The 23,103-nt window shown below is 38.8% G+C and carries 20 protein-coding genes and 2 tRNA genes (1 of these 22 running past the window's edge); 3 read left to right on the forward strand and 19 right to left on the reverse strand.

Annotated features, from left to right (window positions below; genetic code table 11):
- Both QJV27_RS05265 and QJV27_RS05270 read right to left on the reverse strand, forming a co-directional pair.
- Positions 1-1,400, reverse strand: the 5' portion of a protein-coding gene (locus QJV27_RS05265) for a glycosyltransferase family 2 protein (protein WP_281447910.1). 493 nt of this gene lie to the left of the window's left edge; only the first 1,400 of its 1,893 coding nucleotides appear in the window; its start codon is at positions 1,398-1,400; the stop codon falls past the left edge of the window.
- A 246-nt stretch (positions 1,401-1,646) separates the two neighbouring features.
- Positions 1,647-3,158: an efflux transporter outer membrane subunit gene (locus QJV27_RS05270; RefSeq protein ID WP_281447911.1), complete on the reverse strand. Its 1,512-nt coding sequence runs from the start codon at positions 3,156-3,158 to the stop codon at positions 1,647-1,649.
- Positions 3,159-3,426: 268 nt separating this feature from the next.
- Here QJV27_RS05270 and QJV27_RS05275 point away from each other — a divergent pair.
- Positions 3,427-3,501 (forward strand) — tRNA-Thr (locus QJV27_RS05275).
- A gap of 222 nt (positions 3,502-3,723) precedes the next feature.
- Here the strand turns inward: QJV27_RS05275 and QJV27_RS05280 are convergent.
- The 8 genes from QJV27_RS05280 to pstS all read right to left on the reverse strand — a co-directional run bounded on the left by QJV27_RS05280 (position 3,724) and on the right by pstS (position 10,831).
- Positions 3,724-4,152: a hypothetical protein gene (locus QJV27_RS05280; RefSeq protein WP_281447912.1), complete on the reverse strand. Its 429-nt coding sequence runs from the start codon at positions 4,150-4,152 to the stop codon at positions 3,724-3,726.
- A 313-nt stretch (positions 4,153-4,465) separates the two neighbouring features.
- Positions 4,466-5,740: a sensor histidine kinase gene (locus tag QJV27_RS05285; RefSeq protein WP_281447913.1), complete on the reverse strand. Its 1,275-nt coding sequence runs from the start codon at positions 5,738-5,740 to the stop codon at positions 4,466-4,468.
- The gene (locus QJV27_RS05290; protein WP_408869618.1) at positions 5,730-6,431 is read right to left on the reverse strand and encodes a response regulator; all 702 of its coding nucleotides are present in this window, start codon (positions 6,429-6,431) and stop codon (positions 5,730-5,732) included. The genes QJV27_RS05285 and QJV27_RS05290 overlap by 11 nt, the downstream gene beginning before the upstream one ends.
- Positions 6,428-7,144, reverse strand: a complete 717-nt coding sequence (gene phoU, locus QJV27_RS05295) for a phosphate signaling complex protein PhoU (RefSeq protein ID WP_281447914.1) — start codon at positions 7,142-7,144, stop codon at positions 6,428-6,430. The genes QJV27_RS05290 and phoU overlap by 4 nt, the downstream gene beginning before the upstream one ends.
- Before the next feature lie 12 nt (positions 7,145-7,156).
- Positions 7,157-7,921 carry a phosphate ABC transporter ATP-binding protein PstB gene (gene pstB, locus QJV27_RS05300; RefSeq protein ID WP_281447915.1) on the reverse strand — a complete coding sequence of 255 codons (765 nt, stop codon included), beginning with the start codon at positions 7,919-7,921 and terminating at the stop codon, positions 7,157-7,159.
- Positions 7,922-7,923: 2 nt separating this feature from the next.
- A complete protein-coding gene (gene pstA, locus QJV27_RS05305) occupies positions 7,924-8,802 on the reverse strand; it encodes a phosphate ABC transporter permease PstA (protein WP_281447916.1) in 879 nt (292 codons plus the stop codon).
- A gap of 8 nt (positions 8,803-8,810) precedes the next feature.
- Entirely contained in the window at positions 8,811-9,764 is a 954-nt protein-coding gene (pstC, locus tag QJV27_RS05310; protein WP_281447917.1) for a phosphate ABC transporter permease subunit PstC, read from the reverse strand.
- A complete protein-coding gene (gene pstS / locus QJV27_RS05315; RefSeq protein ID WP_281447918.1) occupies positions 9,761-10,831 on the reverse strand; it encodes a phosphate ABC transporter substrate-binding protein PstS in 1,071 nt (356 codons plus the stop codon). The genes pstC and pstS overlap by 4 nt, the downstream gene beginning before the upstream one ends.
- A gap of 203 nt (positions 10,832-11,034) precedes the next feature.
- On the opposite strand from pstS, the gene QJV27_RS05320 reads away from it, so the two are divergent.
- On the forward strand, positions 11,035-12,774 hold the full coding sequence (locus QJV27_RS05320) for a porin (RefSeq protein WP_281447919.1): 1,740 nt from the start codon (positions 11,035-11,037) through the stop codon (positions 12,772-12,774).
- Positions 12,775-12,970: 196 nt separating this feature from the next.
- Here QJV27_RS05320 and QJV27_RS05325 read toward each other — a convergent pair.
- The 9 genes from QJV27_RS05325 to QJV27_RS05365 form a co-directional block, all read right to left on the reverse strand.
- Positions 12,971-13,045 (reverse strand) — tRNA-Met (locus QJV27_RS05325).
- Between the two features lie 78 nt (positions 13,046-13,123).
- Complete coding sequence (locus tag QJV27_RS05330) at positions 13,124-13,666, reverse strand: DUF4167 domain-containing protein (RefSeq protein ID WP_281447920.1); 543 nt, start codon at positions 13,664-13,666, stop codon at positions 13,124-13,126.
- Positions 13,667-13,892: 226 nt separating this feature from the next.
- Positions 13,893-14,753, reverse strand: coding sequence for a peptide chain release factor N(5)-glutamine methyltransferase (prmC, locus tag QJV27_RS05335; protein ID WP_281447921.1), 861 nt, complete (start codon positions 14,751-14,753; stop codon positions 13,893-13,895).
- A 279-nt stretch (positions 14,754-15,032) separates the two neighbouring features.
- Complete coding sequence (gene prfA, locus QJV27_RS05340) at positions 15,033-16,115, reverse strand: peptide chain release factor 1 (RefSeq protein WP_281447922.1); 1,083 nt, start codon at positions 16,113-16,115, stop codon at positions 15,033-15,035.
- 3 nt (positions 16,116-16,118) lie between these two features.
- A complete protein-coding gene (hisS, locus tag QJV27_RS05345; RefSeq protein ID WP_281447923.1) occupies positions 16,119-17,369 on the reverse strand; it encodes a histidine--tRNA ligase in 1,251 nt (416 codons plus the stop codon).
- Positions 17,370-17,397: 28 nt separating this feature from the next.
- Positions 17,398-18,525, reverse strand: a complete 1,128-nt coding sequence (gene ispG / locus QJV27_RS05350; RefSeq protein WP_281447924.1) for a flavodoxin-dependent (E)-4-hydroxy-3-methylbut-2-enyl-diphosphate synthase — start codon at positions 18,523-18,525, stop codon at positions 17,398-17,400.
- A gap of 139 nt (positions 18,526-18,664) precedes the next feature.
- Entirely contained in the window at positions 18,665-19,804 is a 1,140-nt protein-coding gene (locus tag QJV27_RS05355) for a helix-turn-helix domain-containing protein (protein ID WP_281447925.1), read from the reverse strand.
- A gap of 30 nt (positions 19,805-19,834) precedes the next feature.
- A complete protein-coding gene (locus tag QJV27_RS05360; RefSeq protein ID WP_281448978.1) occupies positions 19,835-20,833 on the reverse strand; it encodes an NAD(P)H-dependent flavin oxidoreductase in 999 nt (332 codons plus the stop codon).
- A 53-nt stretch (positions 20,834-20,886) separates the two neighbouring features.
- Positions 20,887-22,140, reverse strand: coding sequence for an aspartate kinase (locus QJV27_RS05365; RefSeq protein WP_281447926.1), 1,254 nt, complete (start codon positions 22,138-22,140; stop codon positions 20,887-20,889).
- A 196-nt stretch (positions 22,141-22,336) separates the two neighbouring features.
- Here QJV27_RS05365 and ubiG point away from each other — a divergent pair, with 196 nt between their 5' ends.
- Positions 22,337-23,089 carry a bifunctional 2-polyprenyl-6-hydroxyphenol methylase/3-demethylubiquinol 3-O-methyltransferase UbiG gene (ubiG, locus tag QJV27_RS05370; protein ID WP_281447927.1) on the forward strand — a complete coding sequence of 251 codons (753 nt, stop codon included), beginning with the start codon at positions 22,337-22,339 and terminating at the stop codon, positions 23,087-23,089.
- Positions 23,090-23,103 lie beyond the last annotated feature (14 nt).

Consider the following 23,103-nt stretch of genomic DNA (forward strand, 5'->3'; position numbering starts at 1 on the left):
ACGGCGTGATACTTATGACTCCAAATTGCACAATGATCAGCAGCGCTAATCATGTAGCGAGGCTTTGACATACTTTTAATTAAACAATTAGCTGCGCCAATTGTATTGCTACTAACGAAGTATTTGACGCGTTGTGTTACTAATTGTTTTAAATCATGTATTTTACTTGAAGATGTATACTGCCAATTAAAACCAACAGCATCAACATTATTCCGTTCAATCCAACGTAACAAATCTTTTATATTTTGAAACAAGTCCCTATTAATCGATAAAAATTCGTCAATATCTAAAACAAGGCACCATTCATAATCCAATACTTCAGGAAGAGCAGAAAACGCATATTTACAAACTTTAGCCTGAGGTCTAACGCCCTCACCCATTTCATTTTGTAGCCAAGTGATCTCGCCAGCTTCCGCTAAAGATCGCAATAATTCGTCAGACCCATCATCATTATTATTGCTAAAAATGAAAAAATGTTCAAACCCTAGTTTTTTATACCATGCAATCCATTCCAGAATTGAAATACCTTCATTCCGTATAGTTGTCACGACACATGCTTTTTTCTTTGGCGTTATTGTACGCCTATATGAGCAATTGATTGCATGTGTTATAGATGAGAATTCGCGTTCTTTAAAATATTGATCGAGATGATCATATTTTTGATCACAAACTATAATAGACCTATTATGCTTATCTGTTTCCCAAGAAAGTAATGGAGATAATGCATGCTGTATCCAAAAATCATCTCCAAATGTTTCTAAAAACTGACGTTTAAAGTCTGGAGAGTGTCTTAATTGATTTACGATTTCATCAAGCTCTTTTACCCCCATTAAAGGATAAAAGGCATTGATAACGTTTCGTTTTATATCATTATCGTAGGGGGCATTCATCACCTTTTTAATAGAATCGATATTGGGCTGACTACTAAAAAGCTGCTCATAACAAGAAGCTAATTTTTGTATAAAAAAGGGTACGTCACCCACATTAATATCTTGTAACTTGATAGCTTCCCAATCAACTTTTTGTCTTGCCAAACCACATAGATAAACTCGATTAACTTCCTGTTTTTCTACAAATCCAGAGACACCAATAGGAGGGATAGACAACCAAGAATGATCTTGTAGGTCATATAAAGAAATAGTATGAGCAAAAATTCCTCCTTCAATCCCAACGGGGAAAGCAGTAGACACAAAAGCCCGATCACTTAACCGTAACAACGTATTTTCTTTTTCTGCACACAAAAATAATAAACTTGGATGCTCATATAGACAGAAACCGATCAATCTAGAAAAATTTTCTTGATCGCTTTCAGAAGAAACGCATAACTGCCCGTTATATTTTTTATCGGTAGCAACATATAAATAACCATCATAAGCATTTTTCAGATAAAAAAACTGCACTAAAAACTCCTAATTAATATTATTAATATACAAAATAATTAAGTATATTATATTTTTCCTTTATTCATCAACTATCAAGAAGACCTATAATTTTATTTAAATATATAATTCCGCAAAAATAAAAAACACTTAAATATTATTTTTACTTAAAATGTTTATGATTAAGAAGAACATCTATTAAAAAGTCTTATTTTAACAAAAGATTTTCCTAAAAGAGAAACGTTTTATTTTTCTAATCCTTAGTAATTAAAAACTTTTGGACTGGGCAGGATATACACTTTCCCATCCACCGCCGAGGGCTTTATATAATTGCACAAGGTTCAATGAGATTTGGGCATTACTATTAATTAAATCTTTTTGCGAAGCTAATAGTCTTCTTTCTGCATCTAGAACATTGATAAAATTTTGTGTTCCCCGACGATATTGTTCTTGTGCTAGAAAAACAGAACGTTGATTCGCTTTTACCGTATCTTGCAAACGAACTTGCTTTAACTGTTCTGCTTGATATGCATTTAATGCATTATCAACCTCTTGCCAGGCTTGTAAAACGGTTTTCCGGTAAAACAATGCGGCTTCTTTTTGTTGGGCTTTTTTTAATGTTAATTGCCCTTTCAGTTTACCCCCCTCAAAAATGGGTAATGAAATTGTAGGGCCAACACTCCAAGCACGAGCACTCCAAAAACCAAGGTCTCTAAATGATAGGGATTGAAATCCCATACGCGCATCAACCGTTACTTTAGGATAAAAATCTGCCACTGCAATACCCACTTCAGCCGTTGCAGAATGCAATTTTTCTTCTGCTTCTCTGATATCTGGTCTACGTTGTGCCAATTCAGAAGGAAATCCTATTGGCACTTGTGGAGGGACAGGGGGAATAGGCTGGGAGGCTATAAGCTCATTACTTAAAGCACGAGGCGGTTCGCCTAATAACAAACCTAACGCATTGATATATTCTATGATTTGCTGTTCTAAAGTCGGAATGCTAGCTCGAACCTGTTCTAGCTGAGATTGAGCATCCCGAACATCTAATTCTGTTACCAATCCACCAGCAAAACGCTGTTGAGCTAATGTTAAAGATTCCTGCGCAATTTTTTCATTTTGTTGGACAATATTCAGTTCAGCCTGTAATCCGCGCAAAGTGATATAATTTTGTGCCAATTCTGCTTGTTGAGCAATCAATATGGCCCGCCGATCCTCTTCCGAAGCCTGCATCAAAGCATGAGCAGACTCGTATTGCCGGCGCACTCTACCCCACAAATCCAATTCCCAACTTGTATCCAAAGCGTCATTCCACTGATTAAAGGAAGGAACATCAATATCACTTGGGTTAATTGTATTTCCTAAAGCGGGGTGACTATTTTTAACTTTTTGAATAGCACGACTTACAGATTTTTCACTATACTGACTGCGTTGATATCCCGCCGATGCCCCCAAACTTGGGAAACGATCAGCACCAGCAATAAGTAGCTGTGCCCGACTGGCAATCAAACGTTGCGTTGCCATTTGAACATCTAGATTTGCTGTCACTAACCGTTTTTCGAGCGCTGATAATACTGGATCATGAAAACACTCCCACCATAGAGGGTGGACTTGTTGGGCAACTACTTGGCTATTGACGTTTCTTTGCAGTGCATTACTTGTATTTGACCATTTGGATGGGGTCCATATATCTTGTTTTTGATAATCAGGCCCTACGGCACATCCAGTAACTATCGGTGCTGCAATCACCAGCAGTAAAAAAGAAAACTTATAATTCATTCTTTTGGCCAAATTCCAATGTAAATTTCAAAACAGTTTATGTATTTAAACGTGAATAGCAATCCTATTTTCATACATATAACCGACTATATTTATTTTATTAACTATTATAGCCCTTAGTTTTGGTCGTGATCCAAGCTGCTCACAAATAAATATCAGTTTCGTATAAATGAACTTATACTTACAAGATAAAAATAAGTAAAAATTATTCCAAAACTGAATTTTTTTGTTGCATCCTGCAAAACAAAAAGCTACTAAAGCACGTAACGCTGCTGTAGCTCAGTGGTAGAGCACTCCCTTGGTAAGGGAGAGGTCGCGAGTTCAATCCTCGCCAGCAGCACCACGAAATAAATATAATTAATAAAATTCGTTATTCCGCAGTTTAGAAGTCGAATATTAATTTTTTCTCCTTTTACCAAAATATCTATTTAGGTAATGTTTTGATACACTAGAGCTGCGTTTCACGTACAAGCTCATTGCTAATATTTACAAAAAACAAGTATATTAATATCAGTAATTACAATTTCTTAATCAAATATAGAACCGCTATAAGATCCGAAATAATTTAAATATTATTTTCGAAATTCAACACCAAATGACGTATTTCATTAGCAAAATCTCGTATTTGCTCAGTAGAGATACGCATTTTACTTTTCAGTGAGGTTTCGCTTTCCCATTCTAGATAAAAGTGAAAATTTAGTAAGAAGTCAGAACTATATTGATCTTTGAAAAAGCCGATAGAAATAATATTGCGTTCAGACTCTAGATAGTATGCATCGACGGTATTTGAAACTAAATCTTTCAAACCTAAATAAAGACTTTTTAATTGAAGGTAAAATATTCTTATATCTTTTGAAACAAAGAAAACATTTTCCCTTTTATAAAGTAACTCACAATCAATATAATAATCATAGGACACGACTCCCCCTAAGTCATTACTTATATCTTTAACGTCTATTTGAATGATTGCATCTTCACCTTGAATCATGATCATGTTTAATATTTTCTTTCGAAATAACAACTCTGTTGTAAATCTTAATATGCATTTGTATTCAATTTCTCTTCTTAGCGTATTCTATTAGCTTCAATCATAAGCACTAAAGCTGAAACGTTCTCTACCTTTATCGATCTCAGTTTTACTATAAATTCTAACCATGCTCGCAATATCTTAGGTTCTATTGATGGGTCCCATTTCTATTATTGCAATTTGGTCTTCAACAATTACATGGCAAATAGTATAAGATCATTCAGGGAATAAAACTTGATGGTCAGGTATTTTAATTTGTGATATTCATCGCTGTTTTGCTTTATAAAGAAACCTCAGATAACGATGTATCAATGGTTGGAAACCAGACTAAAAAAGAACTGCCTTGGCCTTTTGTACTTTCAATCGCTAGGCTACCCCTATGTCGCGTAATGAGATGCTTGACGATAGACAACCCTAAACCTGTTCCTCCGTTTTTATCATCTGCGCGGTAAAATCGTTCTGTTAATCTTGGTATATGTTGCTTGTCTATCCCTGGTCCATTGTCACTAATAGCGACAACCCACCCAGCTCCTGGCCATTTAACATCATTATCCGAAAAATAAAAATCGCAAATAACTTTACCCACCTTTCCTTTTCCTAATGGCGCATAACGCATAGCATTTTCAAGAAGATTATGAAAAATCTGAAATAACTGATCTGGATCAGCATAAATAAACGCATCTTGATGCTCAGTAATATCATTATATTCAAATGTAATATTAGCCAGATCCATCTTAATTGACATCTCTTCCAAAGCCTGCCCTAAGACTGTCCTTAAGTTTGTTTTCTGAGTAATTAATTGATATTCATCTCGCTCTACACGCGACAAAGTTAATAACCCGTTAGTAAGACGAATCATACGCGCAACTTGCAATTGCATAATTTCTAAAAACTTTTTTTGCAACTGGGGATCTTCTACCCCAACTCCCAGTAAGGTTTGTATAAATCCATCCAAAGACGTTAATGGAGTGCGCAATTCATGACTGGCATGAGCAACAAAATCACTGCGCATTTTATTTAAAGAAACTAATTGGCTTTGATCAATTAATGTCACCAATACCACATTCGATAAAACATGATGTTCATCAAAAGAATTTAAACTTAATTTAAAATGATAGGCCTTGGGCAATTCAAAGATAATCTCAATTTCGTTTATTTCTTTTAAAGGTTGCGCCTCTATAGCTTGACAAAATGCAGGATGCCTTAAAATATCCAAAAGAATTTCCTGATAATATTGATGTACATACTGATTTGCGTCATAGGCAATTGTGTTCGCAAAGAAAGGAAAGGTCTTTTTAATCTGATTACGCAATGTCAAAGACATACCAACATGTTGATAACAGACCATAAAAATAGGAACATCAATATGATCTATATAATTTTTCAATTCATGAAAGGCCGCGATAAAATCCTGTTGCCTGTAGTAGTGTTTTTCTTCATACGTGTCCTTTCCAACTTCTGCTACTTTTCTTGAAAGTAACCATATTAAAAAGAAAGTGATACCACCACCACAGACAAAAATAACCCATTCATGCAAAGAAAGCTCATTGAACATCAAGGGCATATCCTGCGGATCGAATAGTACGAATAATATCGCGCTCCCCACCCGCGTTTAATTCTTTTCTCAACCGCAAAATATGCACATCAACTGTACGAATTTCAACATTCAAATTTTCCCCCCAAATGGCATTTAGTAAATCCTCGCGGGAAAAGACTCTTTTAGGATTTCGTAAAAAATACTCTAATAATTTATACTCAGTAGGCCCCAAATTTAGTAAACGAGTGCCCCTATATACGCGATATTCTGCAGGATTTAATACAATGTCTTCAAATCGCAATTCTTCTTTTACAGAGGTAATAGGTACCTTAGAACGACGTAATACCGCTTTTAACCGCAACAGTAACGTATCAATACTAAAAGGCTTAGTAATATAATCGTCAACTCCAACGTCAAAGGCAGAAATTTCATCCACCTCTTCTGCCCTAGCTGTCAACATAATCACCGCAACACAAGAATATTCTGCCTTGCTTCGTAGGTAACGGCAAAAATCTATTCCTGTGCCTCCTGGTAAATTCCAATCCAAAATTATTGCTGAATAAGAAAATTGAGAAATTCTACCATGAGCTTCTGCATAGGTACCAGCCACATCGACCTTATACCCCTTTTTTTCCAAATTATATTGCAATAACAAGGCTATAGAAGCATCGTCTTCAACAATCAGAATATGGGCAGCAATATCCTTCACGATCCAGATATATCCTTTATCGTCTCTATTTGACAAATACGGTCATAAGGCAATGTATCGCCTGTTAGAACATAATAGTAATTTTCAACGATATTGGTAATATGATCGCCTATTCTTTCTAAATTTTTTATAATAAATAACAATTGTGAACAAACAGGAATATAAGGTGTGTTTTCAGACATAAACTGAATTAATTCCGTAAAAACTGAAACATATAAGTCATCAATTAAGTTATCCGCATTCCATAAATGCAACAACATTTTTTGATCTTGTGATGTGATGGCAACCACTAACTGACGCAAATTTTCTTGAACCTGACGTCCCATGGTTAAGATACCCGCCAAAGAAATATCTTCGTCAATTACCTTAACTTGTACAATGCGACGACAAATTCCAGAAATTAAATCCCCCATTCTTTCTAAATCGACACTTATTTTAAAAGAAGAAACAATTTCACGTAAGTCAATTGCCATCGGAGACCGTAGGGCTAAAATTTGAATTGAAAAAGCACTGATCATTCGCTCGTACCCATCAATCTCTATGTCCTGAAGGGCAATTTCATACGCTGTATCTATTTTCCTATCTCGTAATACAAGAAGCGTTTGGGTTAGATGATTTTCAACCATGCCAAACATTCTTAAAATCATACTGCGCAGTTGCTCTAACTCTTGCTCATAACGGCTTACGGTATGTTCTGAAAGTTTATCAACCATATTTGCTGTCTCCTAACCAAAACGACCAGTAATATAATCGTGGGTTTTTTGTTGTGATGGCTTGGTGAACAACGTTGCAGCATCATTTAGCTCTACCAACTCGCCCGCATAAAAAAACGCAACCTTATCAGCGCATCGAGCCGCTTGTTGAAGGTTATGCGTTACCAAAATTATTGTATAATCTTCCTTTAAAATATCCAGTAATTCTTCAATCTTTGCAGTAGAGACAGGATCCAAAGCAGAGGTCGGTTCATCAAGTAAAATAACTTCGGGTTCAACCGCTAAAGCCCTAGCAATACATAGCCGTTGCTGTTGCCCTCCTGACAAGCTTAATGCAGAACTGTGTAAACGATCTTTAACTTCATCCCACAACGCAACTTGACGTAAAACTTTTTCTATTTTTTCTTTTATTCGAGCCGAAGATGGACGTTCATATAATTTAATACCAAAGGCAATATTTTCATAAATAGACATAGTAAATGGCGTTGGCTTTTGAAACACCATCCCAATACGGGATCGTAAAATATTTAAATCAATATCTTTTTCCAAGATATTGGTCCCGTCAAACAGTACTTCCCCAGTTGCATGTTGATTGGGATAAAGATCATACATTCGATTTAAAATACGCAGCAACGTTGATTTTCCACATCCAGAAGGGCCAATCATTGCCGTAACTTTTTTAGAAACAATATCAAAGTTAATGTTTCTTAATGCATGATAGGCACCATAGTAAAAATCAACTTGTTTAACAGAAATTGCCACATGATCAGTCAGCATTATTATTGATCCCTTTTCCGACGACTATCAACATACATTCGGGTAATTAAATTTAAACATAAAACAAATACGGTAATAAGCAAAGCTGCAGTCCATGACAGCTTGATCCATGTGTCGTCCGCAGAGTCAGCATATTGATAAATAGTTAGTGGCAGACTAGCCATAGGTTTGAAGATATCCCAACTCCAATCTGAATTTCCCAAAGAGGTAAATAATAATGGGGCTGTTTCCCCCGCAATACGGGATATAGCCAATAAAATTCCAGTAAAAATCCCCCCCCTTGCCGCGGGTAAACAAACCCACAACATTACCTTCCATTTTGGAGCACCCAAAGCATATCCAGCCTCGTGAATCGCAGGGGGAATTATATTTAGGGATTCCTCGGTTGTTCTTGCAATTACTGGTAACGCTAAAATAGCCAAAGAACATGCCCCAGCAAATGCAGAATAACCCGTCGTCATAACCAATATAATATAAACAAATAAGCCTATTAAAATAGAAGGAACTGACATCATAATATCAGCAGTAAAGCGAATAATCTGACTTATTTTTTTTCTGCCATGTTCTGCCAAAAAAATCCCCGCCATAACGCCTACTGGAACTGCCATTATTGTGGCCAATCCAACTTGGATCGCACTGCCTAGAATCGGGTTTAATAATCCCCCATCCATGCCTTGGGGGGCTGTCATATGCGTTAACGTAAAAAACGTCAGTCCTGAAATACCGTTAATTAATAATGATGCTAAAATTGAAAGCAAAATACAAATCATTATCGATATTGTGCCAAACGCAAAAACTGTAATCAGACGATTTTTAATAAATCGCCAAGTCATATGATGATTATGCGTAACCTTTAATCCCTTTTTGGATCGAGTATTCATCACATCCCTTATCGTGTTTTAAAAACTTGTCTTAATAAAAATTGCGAACAAAAAAGTACAATGAATGATATCAACATCAATACAGACCCCAATGCCATCAAAGAAGACATTTTCAAACTGCCCGCAGCACTTTCTGGAAATTCCAATGCAATTAATGACGCGATTGTATTGCTGGGCATAAACAAAGACCAACCCGCATGGTGTGCGTTTCCAATAACAAAGGTAACTGCCATCGTTTCCCCCAATGCACGGCCCCATCCTAATACCACACCACCAACCACTACTTTTTGTACCCATGGCAGTGTTACATGATGCATTACTTCCCATCGTGTTGCACCTAGGCTATAGGCACTTTCTTTTAACATGGCAGGGGTATTACTGAATGCTTCTTGCATAACCGCAGTAATAAAAGGGGTAATCATGACCGCTAGAATAATCCCTGCTGTTAAGATCCCAATTCCAAAAGTCCCGCCAGAAAACAATAATTGCAAAAAAGGTACGTCTCCAAATATCCATTTTAAAAACGGCTGAACATAATTTGCCATTCCTGGCACCACAACAAAAAAACCCCACATCCCAAAGATGATTGATGGTATCGCAGCCAGAAGTTGTGTTGCCGCAGTAATATATTTCGCAACTTTTTTGGGTAATATTTCACTTAAACAATAGGCACACCCAAAAGAAACGGGTAATGCAATCATTACCCCAATAAAAGACGATACCAATGTTCCAATTAACGCAGCCCTAGCACTAAATTGCTTGGTTACGGGATTCCACACTTCATTTGTTAAAAAATCAAAACCAAAAGTTGAAAAAGCAAGTTGCCCCTGTCCAAATAATTCTAAAATTAACCCTAGAAAAATCAATAAAATAAGAACACTGCTAAACCAAGTCATTCCTGAGAAAAACAATGGTATGATTTTTTTTTCTGAACGATGGTTAGATTTTTTTAACGGCATCATTTGATCTTTTTGATTTGTGACGAACCAGCAGCAATGCCTGCATATTCCCAAGTTTTTTCGATTTTTTCTTTTACCACGATCGGCAAAGGAATATAATGTAATTTGGTTGCAATTGCGTCCCCTTTAGTAAATGCCCATTTAAAGAATTTCGTTACGTCTTGTGATTTATGATTATAAGCTGGAACCAAAATATAAGTCGCTGAAACAATCGGCCAGGCATCTTCACCCTTGGTATCGATTAAATCAACATCATAATTTTTAGCATGCAACCAATCCGCTGCTTTTGCTGCTGCCTGAATTGTCCCTTCTGAAATAGTTACAAAGTCACCAGCAACATTCTTTAGCTGTGCAGTATTTAAATGATTTTGTAAGGCATAAGCATATTCAACATACCCAATACCACCTGAAATATTCTTAACCATTGATGCAACAGACGCGTTCCCACGTGCGCCCATTCCCACTGGCCAGGCAATCGAAGTATTAGAGCCGTAAGTTTTTTTCCAATCATCTGATTGTTTTACCAGATAGGACGTAAATACCTTTGTTGTTCCAGAACCATCAGCACGATAGATTTGGGCAATATCAATAGCAGGTAATTGCAATTCCTTGTTTAGCGCAACGATTCTGGGATCATTCCATTTAGTAATTTTACCGCTATAGATATCGGCAATAATCTCACCCGTTAATTTTAATTGATGCTCTTTAATGCCTGGAAGGTTTACAACCACGGCAACCCCACCCATCGCTGTAGGAAATTGCACTAAATTATTTTCTGTTAGTTGCTCTACAGAGGTTGGCATATCTAGCGCACCAAAATTAACAGTTTTTGCTATAATTTGATTTTGCCCTGCACTAGATCCCAAGGGCTGATAATTTACTTTAATAGCTGTCTCTTTAATCGAACTAGCTGCCCAATTTTGATATAAAGGAGCTGCGAAACTGGATCCAACCCCTGTAATTGTTTGAATTTCTTGCGCATACACAAAGGGTGACGCAAACGCAAACAACGCAAAAGAAAGCCCAAAAAGAGAAACTACCTGATTTTTTTTATTATTAAAGTAAGACATTCTATTTCCTAAATCTCGTGGATATATTCTTTAGGAACTTTACCAAAAAAAAATAAAAAAACGGTATGAAGCTTTTATGAAAAAAAAGCACTATTTGACAAATTATGTCATATAAACTTCACAAAGTTATTATATAAATGCAACCCTTAAAAAATCGAAATATCTTAATAAAACCCTAACGACTATTACATTAGGGTTTTCACATGGCACTGCAGAAAAAATTTCAATTATTTCTTTTATTGACGACAATTATTAGTACAGAATCCATTCTTTTAACCTCCGCTAACGCCAGCACAAGCCAGGAGGATACTTTAAAAGCGCTTAATCAACAAATGATAGAAATGAATAAACAAATTGCTTCATTAAAACGTGAGGTAACAACCTTAAAAGCGCAGAAAAACAAAGCGACTGCATCTACCACTAAAACAACAAAGCGCCGTGGTCGTTCAGGAACAATGACAGTGCAACGTGAAAATCCAAATACTGTTGCAGAACCACAAAACTCAGCACCACGTTATGCATCTGCCAACTCAATGGCGGAACCATCACAGCCAGATCCTAAACTAATTGATGTTTCACAACAATCAGACGAGGCTAAGAAAAATCAAAAAACCGTTTTAGATATGTTGCACGGGAATGGACTGCCCCCTCCAGATCGAGGGGCATCTTTCTGGTCACCCAATATGCCACTTTTCTCGGCAGCAACGGCACATGATGAAACAATATATGTGGGTGGACTGCGTATCGGTTTTCCTGGAGGGCGTCCAACCATTGCAACTGATGACGGTCGTTACAGCTTTTCAATCGGGCTTGCGCTACAAGAAGATATTGGTAGCTACATAAACTCTGGGAACAGAAGAGGCGAAGAAAAAGGGCGTTTTTCACAATTCAGAGAGAATTTGCGTCGTGCTCGCATTCCCTTTACCTTCCGATATACAAATTACGCAGTAAACATTACCCCTGATTTTGCTAATGGCAGTGCAGGACTTTATGAAGCCAACATGCAGTACGGAGGGCTTAAAAATACAATCTTTACCTTTGGTTTTTTTGAACCGCGCGTAACCTTAGAAGGGGCAGAAAGCTCTAACGAAGGCTCATTAATGGAACGTCCTGCTGTTGTAGAATTGGCCCGTGGCATTGCTGCTGGTGACTCACGATTTAGTATCGGTGGGGTCACCTATGGAAAACGTTGGTATGTCGGTGCGTATTTCACAGGTCATACATATTCTTCTACCAGGGATAATCCTAACATTATTAAAGATCAAACTGGCGGTATCTTACGACTTGCAGGTCGGCCATTTACTAACAAAAATGTAGATATCCATCTAGGTGCTTCAGCATCCAGCGCGTTTAACGTGGCACAAACCAATAATGGAAAACAATATAATTTTTCTGGCTCTCCTGGATTTAGATTAACTCAAGAAACCCTTGTCAGAACAGGTGCCTTAGATAACGTTAGTAATGTTTGGGAGGCAGGGCCTGAACTTGCTTTTCGTTGGAAACGATTCTTAGCAAAAGCAGAATATATCAAATTAGGTATTAATCGTTCAGACAACGCACGTAATTTAAATTTTGATGGATATTATGCATCTCTTGCTTATACCATATTTGGAAAACCAAGAAGTTATGATATTCGTTCTGCGGCTTTCAGGGCACCAGGTGTCGAGTATGACTTTGATCCCAAACAAAATCATTGGGGAGCTTTAGAGGTCTCTGGCCGTTGGAGTGTTCTAAATCTAAACAGCCATAAATACGCAGAAGACGGTGTCCACGGTGGCCAACAAACCGTTTGGACGGGTGGTGTCAACTGGTATCCAAGCCCACATTTCCGTGTTTCATTGAATTACGATCATGTTATGGCGACATCAACCCCCAATAATCCTTTAAATACTAGAGGAAGAAATATGGACGCTGTAGCAGCACGCTTTCAAGCTGCATTCTAGCATAAGGTAAATAGCCACCTGCAACATTATACCACAATAATGTTGCATGAATATTTTTAAGTTTTTTCAAGAATAAGATTATTACATCTACAATTTGTAGATAGATTTGCATTCTGGATATAGAATGAAGAAAAATTTTATTTATAAATTATCTTGATTTGTTTGTTTACACTGAACTGGCCATTATTATAAATAATGGTAGCGACGGGCGGATTTGAACCACCGACCAAGGGATTATGATTCCCCTGCTCTACCACTGAGCTACGCCGCCTTAAATCATCAAAGACGAGCCTTATTACTCTTATTTCGAATAGAAAGTCAAGTATTAATACTCGTCTTTTCATTTATTTTATTTATTTTCTTCTGGCTCTTTTTTCTTCACAGTCGTTGAACGTGCTGGACGACCACGACGTGCTGGACGAACTGGGGCAGGCTTTTGCACTTCATCCTGCTGTGCAGCAACTACAACTTCAGGCTGCTCTGTAACTTCTGGCTCCACCTTTACTTCTGGTGTTGCCACTTCATTATTATCTTCAGGTTGCGAATCTCTCACCGCATCAGACGTATTTTCTACATAATTGGGATTATTATTCGACGGCTGAGAAGAACGATGGCGTTGTTGGGCAGATTGATTCATCATATTTAAAATACGCGAATAATGTTCTGCATACTGAAAAAAACTTTCAGCAGCAACCCGATCCCCAGAACTTAAGGCATCACGACCATGTTGCAAATATTTTTCATGAAGTTGTTGAGCAGTCCCACGCAGACGTACATCAGGCCCATTACTGTCAAAAACATGATTTCGATTAAACGATACTTGTCCATTTTGATGACGAGAACCACCATTACCCGATCTGTGATAACGGCTGCGCATACGTTTTGTATTCATAAGCTGTTGCTGTGCTTTCCTATTCGCAATAGCATTATTCCAGAAATTTTAAATCCTGAACGGTCGCTATTGTAATTTACTAAAAATATGAAGCGTTTAAAAATATAAAACTAATCTGGTTTCTTACTTTTATGAGAAAATCCATCAGATTACTAAAACAGTATATGTTCACCATTACTGTTTTATTATTTTACGATTTATTTAACAATAAATCGATATCTCCTTATTATATTCTGCCTCGTGATAAAACAAGGGCTCTAATGCAACCATTTAGGTCTTGTTGTATTTGAACAACAGATAATCCCTTTGATACAGCAATAGCACTGACCTCTTGGTCTTGTTCTATGCCTAATTCAAATATTAATATACCGTTCTCTGACAATAAATCAACTGCCTGATTACAAATATAACGATAGGCCTCTAGTCCATCACCACCACCATCCAATGCCGACATTGGTTCATATTCTTTTACCTCTGGCATCAACTTTAATAGCTCTTTTTGTCGAATATAAGGAGGATTGGACAAAATTACATCAAATCGCCCTTTTAATGCATCGGCCCAATGTCCATTAAGAAACGCAGCTCGTTGATTCAGATGACAATATTGCGCATTTCGTTGCGCCAAAATAACTGCATCCAAAACTTTATCAATACCAATTCCAAAAGCATTAGGATACTCGGACAAAGCAGCCAATAATAAGCACCCTGTTCCTGTTCCTAAATCTAGAAATTGATATCTTTCGTCTCGTTTTGGAAGAAATTTCAGCAAAGCCTCAATCAAGGCCTCACTATCCGCTCTGGGGATCAGGGTTGCAGGAGATACGGCTAAATCCAAACTCCAAAATCCTTGTTCTTGTAAAATATATGCAAAAGGTTCACGCTTTGCCCGTCGGGCAAAGAATTGACGGCACTGCACGCAATCAACGAGACCATTCCTATCCATTAAGAAGAATTCAGTCATATTTTTTTTCAAAGCAGCCGCAATTAATAATTGTGCCTCTCTCCTAGGATCTTCAATGCCCGCTGTTTGTAATATCTGCTCCCCTTCTTGGATTAGTAATCCTAGAGGAATTTTCGCATCCTGCATTAATTAGAACTTTAATAACTCTTCATAAGATCATTAATTCAAAACTCATAATGTATAGATAAATGTTTCATATCCCATTATTAAACCTATCATATTTGTTTACAACAAATACATTCAATCAACAGATTATAAACTGCAGATAAGCGATTTTATATTCTACAATTAATGATTAACGTAAAAAATAAACTACCCTCTATACATAGACCTCTATATCAATATGTCATTCGGTCTAGAACCTATTTACCCTTAACGGTTTACATTCCAACTTCTTAATAAACTCTACATCGCTTCTTCGGCGGCCAACAACCTAGATTGTTCTTCCTGTGCCAAACTATCAACAATTTCATCAAATTCGCCCAGCATAATACGATCTATTTTGTGTAAAGTCAGGTTAATTCGATGATCGGTAACCCGCCCTTGTGGGAAATTGTACGTACGAATACGTTCTGAACGATCCCCTGTCCCCACTTGAGAACGACGATTTTCTGCACGATCGGCATGGGCTGCGGCACGTTGTTGTTCGTATAAACGCGCACGTAAAATTTTCATTGCTTTGGCTTTATTCTTGTGCTGGCTCTTTTCCTCTTGCATTGCAACTACAACGCCTGATGGTATGTGGGTGATACGCACGGCACTTTCTGTCTTATTCACGTGCTGCCCCCCCGCACCAGAGGCACGATAGACATCAATCCGTAAATCTTTTTCATCAATCTCAACGTCAACATCTTCGGCTTCTGGCAAGACGGCAACCGTCACAGTAGAGGTATGAATACGCCCCTGACTTTCCGTTGCAGGGACACGTTGCACCCGATGCACCCCAGATTCATATTTCATTCGGGCAAACACATTGGTACCGGAAATAGAAGCCATCGCTCCTTTTATTCCACCAACGCCAGTATCATCATATTCCATGACCTCAAAACGCCAGCCTTTTGCATCGGAATAGCGTTGATACGCCCCAAATAACTCGGCGGCGAATAATCCAGCTTCATCACCACCTGCTGCAGGGCGAATTTCTAAAATAGCACTCCCTGCATCGGCCTTATCTTTTGGCAACATCGCCAACCGAATTTGATGTCTTAATGCAGGCAACTTTTCATTTAATGCCTCCAACTCGGCCTCTGCCAAATCCTTCATTTCAGGATCTTGTAACATTTCTTCAGCAGCTTTAGCCTCTTCCTCTGCGTTTCGCAGACCATGTACCAATTCCACCAAGGATGTTAAGTCGGCATATTCACGCGAGGCCTCGATAAATTCGTCCCCCGAGATTTCTGTTGATAATAAATGTTGCAACTCTTCTGATCTTGCAACAATTTTATCCAGACGATCATTTAAACTTGCAGAAAATTCTTCGGAAGACATTGATTATTTCGCCATTTTCATTTTTAGATGAGCAACAAGATCAGTCACTGCGACCTCGCTTTGTTCACTCGAAGTTAAATCTTTAACTTGCACAACTTGTTTTTGTGCTTCGTTTTCACCAATCAACACTGCCATTACGGACTCTTGCTTGTTGGCCCTGTCCATTTGTTTACGGAAATTACCTTTATATGCAATTTCAGCATAAATTCCATGACGCCGCAAATCTTGTAACACAGAAAACGTCATATCATGCACGTCATCAGAAAATGGAATAACAGCAACGGATTTTATTTTGGAAGGAACTTGCTCCAACAACAATGCCAAACGTTCAACTCCTGCGGCCCAACCTATCGATGGGACCGAAGGACCACCCATTTCTTCAACCAGCCCCTCGTAGCGACCGCCTCCCAAAACCGTGCCTTGGGCACCCAATTTTGTGGTAACAAATTCAAAAACTGTATGGCTATAATAATCCATTCCACGCACAATATATGGATTTTCCGTAAATGGTATTTTAAACTGATCCAAAGCTTTGCGTAATTTATCCCAAAAACCTTTGGCTTTGTCTGTCATGTGATGTGACAACGCTGGTGCATCTTGTAACAAAGCACGATCTTTTGGATCTTTACTGTCCAAGATTCGTAAGGGGTTTTTTTCCAAACGTTTTAGACTGTCCTCTGATAAATCTGATTGGAATTTTTTAAAATATGCAATCAATGCCTCGCGCCATGCCTTACGACTGGCCTGATCACCCAATGTATTTAATTCCAAGGTTATATCGTCTACAACCCCTAATTCCTGAAGAATATGATACCCCATTGCGATAATTTCAGCGTCAGCAAATGGTGTTGAGGTACCTAGCAATTCAGCACCAATTTGATGAAATTGACGATAACGTCCTTTTTGCGGACGTTCGTATCGAAACATTGGACCCACGTAAAAAGCTTTTTGTGGCAAAGATTGTGTTAACCCATTGGTCACCAACGCACGACAAATACCCGCCGTACCTTCAGGACGCAAGGTCAAAGAATCCCCACCCCTATCCTCAAAACAATACATTTCCTTGGAAACAATATCTGATGTATCCCCCAAAGAACGGGAAAAAACCCTTGTATCTTCGAATATAGGGGTAATCCATTCTTCAAACCCATATAAAGAAGTTACTCTTTTTGCAACTTCAATAACATGTTGATGACGTCTAGATTCTTCACCAATCAGATCATGCGTTCCACGAACGGGCTTTACCACACTCACGCTTTTACTATCCTGTTTCTATTTAAAATTATTTAGAAGATGCGGCTTTTTCTGCCGCTTTTTGGGCTTCAATAACGGCGGCTTTTTTCTCGACCAAATCAACGATGTGATCAATCATGTCCTCTACTGGTACTGTATGATCTTGTTTGCCCGCAACATATACCATATGACGGCCAGAACCACCCCCTGTAACCCCAACATCAGTCATGGTTGCTTCACCAGGACCATTAACCACACATCCAATAACGGACAAAGTTAACGGGGTTTCAATATGTGCCAAACGCTCTTCAAGCGCTGCAACCGTTGGAATGACCTGGAATCCTTGACGGGCACAAGATGGACAAGAAATAACTTTAACCCCACGATGACGTAAGCCAAGGCTTTTTAAAATGTCCCAACCAACGGCGACCTCTTCCTCTGGTTCTGCTGACAAAGATACCCGCATTGTATCACCAATACCAGCCCATAATAACGAACCAAGACCAATCGAAGATTTTACTGTTCCCGCACGTTTACCCCCAGCCTCGGTAATACCAATATGTAATGGATAATCACAGGCTTCGGATAATAAGCGATAAGATTCAACAGCCAAAAAAACGTCAGATGCTTTTACACTGATTTTAAATTCACGAAAGTCATTGTCTTCTAAAATCTTTGCGTGTTCTAAAGCACTTTCAACCAAGGCATCAGGATTAGGTTCACCATATTTTTCTAGCAAATGCTTTTCCAAAGAACCCGCATTCACCCCAATACGCATAGAGCAATTATAGTCCTTGGCGGCTTTGATTACTTCGCGCACCCGCTCAGCACTGCCGATATTACCTGGGTTGATGCGCAAGCATGCAGCGCCAGCTTTTGCAGCTTCGATAGCCCTTTTATAATGAAAATGAATATCAGCAACAATGGGAACATTCACATTTTGGACGATCTCTTTTAATGCGGCAGTGCTTTCTTCATCAGGGCAAGAAACACGCACAATATCCACGCCCACTTTTTCAGCGCGTTTGATTTGATCAATGGTTGCCTTGGCATCACTGGTCAATGTATTGGTCATGGTCTGTACACTGATTGGGGCACCGCCCCCAACAGGAACCGAACCAACATGAATTTGACGCGTTTTGTTGCGTTCAATATGCTGATATGGACGTAAGCTCATTTAACTTTTCTCTCCGAAATCTCAATAATAAAGCAAAAATCAGATTTTTAAATCTAAGGAACTCATCTTTTCTTTGCTTATATTTTCTATTTATTTAGTCTTTCAATCTTCAACGTGCAATTCATAATACAAAATATGTTTATCGATTTAACTGTTTTGCATTTAAATCATCTGCGGACATTTCTTTGTGTTTGGGCTTAATCAACGCAGGTTTAAGCCTATTGGTTTTTACAACTGGTGGCGATATCACTTTGCTTTGCGTATCTGTAGAATTTGCACCTCCTGGCGCTTCAGAAACAGAAAGTAACTTCTCCAAACGCTTCGCATTCAGCACAAAACGCCGTAGGCTTTTCCCTTTTTTCCCTAGCGGTGCAGACTGCTTATCACCTTTTTCAACAATAATCCCACTGGGGTTACCAATCGTCATAATTACTTCGGGTTGATCTTGTGGTAATTCCCAACGCTCTCCAGCCTTTAAAGTATTTTGATATAAAACATGCCCCAACTTGTCCTTAACCAATAACCAACTAGATGAATGCGCAATAATAAATACTTTCTGATCTTTTTCCTGCTTTGCATTGTCAGGTTGTTGTTTTGGCTCAGTCTTTTCTGTATTTGGATTTTCTTTGGTCTCTTTTCCCCAATCAGGTATCCCAGCTGTTGGCAACTGGGCTTGTGAAGGAGGTTGAGCAGGCGAAGTTACTTGTGAGGGTGGTATATTTTCATTGCCCTGCTGCATTTCTTTAGGAAGTGGCGCAGGATGTTCTGAAGGCATAACAGATGCGATTTGAGGGGACATTTTATGAATATCGGTATTTTGTTGACCGTCATGCATTACTTTTGAAGCATCTGGTATTGTTTCGGCTGGTACTTTATGATGATCAGTTATTTTATACCATCCAATATAAGCACCAATAACAATCAAAATACTAAAAAAAACCATAACCCCCGCGGGAACCCCACTGTGAGGAACAGGAGCTGGGAACATTAATTTAGGTTTTTCTTGGCTTCCTTGATGTTCATGACGAAAACGCGTTACCAGCACATCGCTATCTAATTTTAATAACTCTGCGTAAGCGCGCAAGAAACCAGATGCATAAGCAATACCAGGCAATTGATCAATACGCCCATCTTCAAGCGCTTGTAAAAAAACAAGACGAATGCGTAGCCTTTGTGATACTTCTTCAAGGCTTAACCCAAGCTGCTCTCTGTTATGACGAAGCGTATCCCCAACAGAGCTACCATATTTATCAGAGGGCAATTGAGTTGCATTAGTCATGCTTCTTTTTCAACCTATTCCGCTATAATATTAATGATCCACACGTTTACGTCTTGCAACCAAAGCATCGACAGCTTGCTTAACAAGTGTTTGAATAATTTCAGCAACTGGTAAAATTTCTTTCACCATACCTACAGATTGTCCAGCCATAACAGACCCATTTTCAACATCACCATCTTTTACCGCCCGGCGTAAAGCTCCGGCCCAAAAATGCTCGATATCTAGCTGTGCATCTTCTTTTGTCATTTCCTGACGTTGATATTTTTGGATAACTTCTGCCTGATGCTTCATAAAGGCTTTTGTTGCTTTATTTGCTAGCGCCCTAACGGGAATAACAGGAAAACTATCGTCAATTTGTACTGAGGCAATTGCATCTCGTGCTGCGGCATGAATAAACGCTTTTTTAAAGTTGTCGTGCGCACGACTTTCCTTAGATGCAGCAAAAATTGTTCCCAATTGCGCACCAGATGCCCCCATCTCCAAATAAGAAAGAATGGCATCGCCACGTCCAATCCCACCAGCAACAAAAACTGGCACATCTCGGATAAAGGGTAAAATTTCTTGGGCTAATACTGTCAAAGATACTGGGCCGATATGACCACCGGCCTCTGCCCCTTCAATAATCAACGCATCAGCACCCATTTTAATTAATCGTTTGGCCAATACCGCTGCTGGGGCAAAAGCGACGACTTGTGCGCCACCATCTTTGATTTGCTTGATCGCTGCACTAGAAGGAACCCCACCAGCCAAAACGATATGCTTTACCTGATTACGTAAGCAAACTTGAATTAATTCATCAAGCTTGGGATGCATTGTAATCAAATTTACCCCAAATGGTTTGTCTGTTAATTTCTGAGTGGCAATAATCTCATCGTCAAGCATCGACGGTTCCATTGCACCACAAGCAATAACACCAAACCCACCCGCATTTGAAATAGCAGAAACCAAATAACGGTCGCTGACCCAAGACATTGCCCCACCAAGAATGGCGTGCTTGCTGCCTAGAAAATCGCTGCCTCGCTGACACATACAAGTGAATTCACGCAAAGCCTCTTGATCGAATACTATAGAATGATCAGACATTATTTAGCATCCAATCCATAAGCTGTGTGCAAAGCACGTACCGCAAGTTCAACATATTCCGCAGCAACAAGGACTGAAACTTTTATTTCACTGGTCGAAATAACTTGAACATTAATCGAGCGTTCAGACAGTGTTTTAAACATCGTATTTGCAACCCCCGTATGAGATCGCATACCAATACCAACCACGCTAATTTTAACCACATCATCGTCAGTCAATAATTCGGCATATCCAATTTTATCTTTTTCACGTTCTAACAAATGCTGAACATTCAATAAATCTGTTTTTGGAACGGTAAACGTCATATCCGTTCTTTGATTACTACCACTACTTTGCACAATCATATCAACATTTACATTTTCACGGGCCAATGGCTCAAATATTGATGCTGCTATTCCTGGATGATCAGGAATACCTTTTACAACAATCTTAGCTTCATTTAATGAATATGCAATACCAGTAACTTGTTCTTTTTCCAAAATCTCTTCCTCACTAACAACCAAAGAACCAGGCAACGAATTTTCCATAGGGGCGGCATTATCGTCAAAACTGGATAAAACTTGTACCCTGACTTGCTCTTTCATGGCTAATTCAACGCTACGTGTCTGCAAAACTTTTGCACCAACGGAGGCTAGTTCCAACATCTCTTCGTAAGCAATGGCTTTAATACGCTTTGCTTTTTTAACAATCCTTGGATCTGTGGTATAAATCCCATCAACATCCGTATAAATATCACAACGTGTTGCGTTCATACTGGCAGCCAATGCCACCGCCGAGGTATCAGACCCCCCCCGCCCAAGCGTTGCAACGCGACCTTGTTCATCCACCCCTTGGAAACCTGCAACCACGGGAACAATCCCTGATTGCATACACTGTATTAACCCAGAGGGATCAATATTCTTAATTCTAGCCTTGCTATGTGCGTCATCAGTAATGAAAGGGATCTGCCATCCCGCCCATGATCGCGACGGCACACCCAATGTTTGTAATGCAATGGCCAACAATCCACTGGTTACTTGTTCACCCGTGGCGACGATGGAATCATACTCGCAAGGATCAAACAATGGATTTAATGCCTCACAATATCCAACCAATTGGTTAGTAACCCCAGACATTGCAGAAACAACGACGGTAACTTCACATCCTGCCTCAACCTGTTTTTTTACTGTTTGTGCAACCTTGCGGATTCGATCCAAATCAGCAACAGACGTACCGCCAAATTTCATCACTATTCGAGGAACACTATGAGGCATAAATAATAAACTCCGCAACGATTAATTTCATTATCACACTTTACATAATGAAAAGATAAATTTTATTTATTTAAATTAAAAATAACTGTGAATGAAATACTTAACCTAGTTATGATTTAGAATCAAATAATCACCTATATTTTTAATACGTAATCTCGTATATTCATATGACCATCCTGTGAAAGACGTTTTAGCCATGTCCACCGTTACTACACCTAATCCACACAATCAAAAGAATTCTATCATTGAAAATGAAATTAATCATTTTAATACTTTAGCAGATCAATGGTGGAATCGTGAAGGTCCGATGAGTGCCTTACATGAAATGAATGCCCTGCGAATTGAGTGGATTCATTCCTTGATAAAAAAATACTCGAACCCACATCCTTCTTTACCGATTTTAGATATTGGTTGCGGTGCAGGACTTGCCAGCGAGGCCATGGCAGCTTTGGGATACGATGTCTTAGGGGTCGATGCTGGGCAAGAGGTAATCGCCGCTGCTGAAAATCACTTAAAAACGGTTCCGCTGCCCCCTAATAGTGGACATGTTACGTATCGGGTCGGCAGTGTTGAAGCGCTTGTTGAAGAGCAAAAACAATTTTCTATCATTACTGCTCTTGAATTATTGGAACATGTTAGTGACCCTCAGGAATTTATTTTAAACCTTGCTAAATTATTGACACCCGATGGCAAGCTATTTCTTTCCACTATTAATCGCAATATTCACTCCTTTTTATTTGCAAAAGTTGCAGCAGAGTATTTAACCCGTAAATTGCCAATCGGAACCCATAACTGGAAACAATTCATCACCCCATCAGAGTTAGGCAACATGGCAAATCAGGCGGGATTACGCGTTACCGATATCGCAGGCCTGACCATGTATCCAAACGGTTGGAAAACAACCTCGAACATCAAAATAAATTATATGGTCTGTCTTTCCAAAATATAATCTAAAAAAAAGCA

The organism is Commensalibacter oyaizuii, from assembly GCF_029953265.1.
GTDB lineage: Bacteria > Pseudomonadota > Alphaproteobacteria > Acetobacterales > Acetobacteraceae > Commensalibacter > Commensalibacter oyaizuii.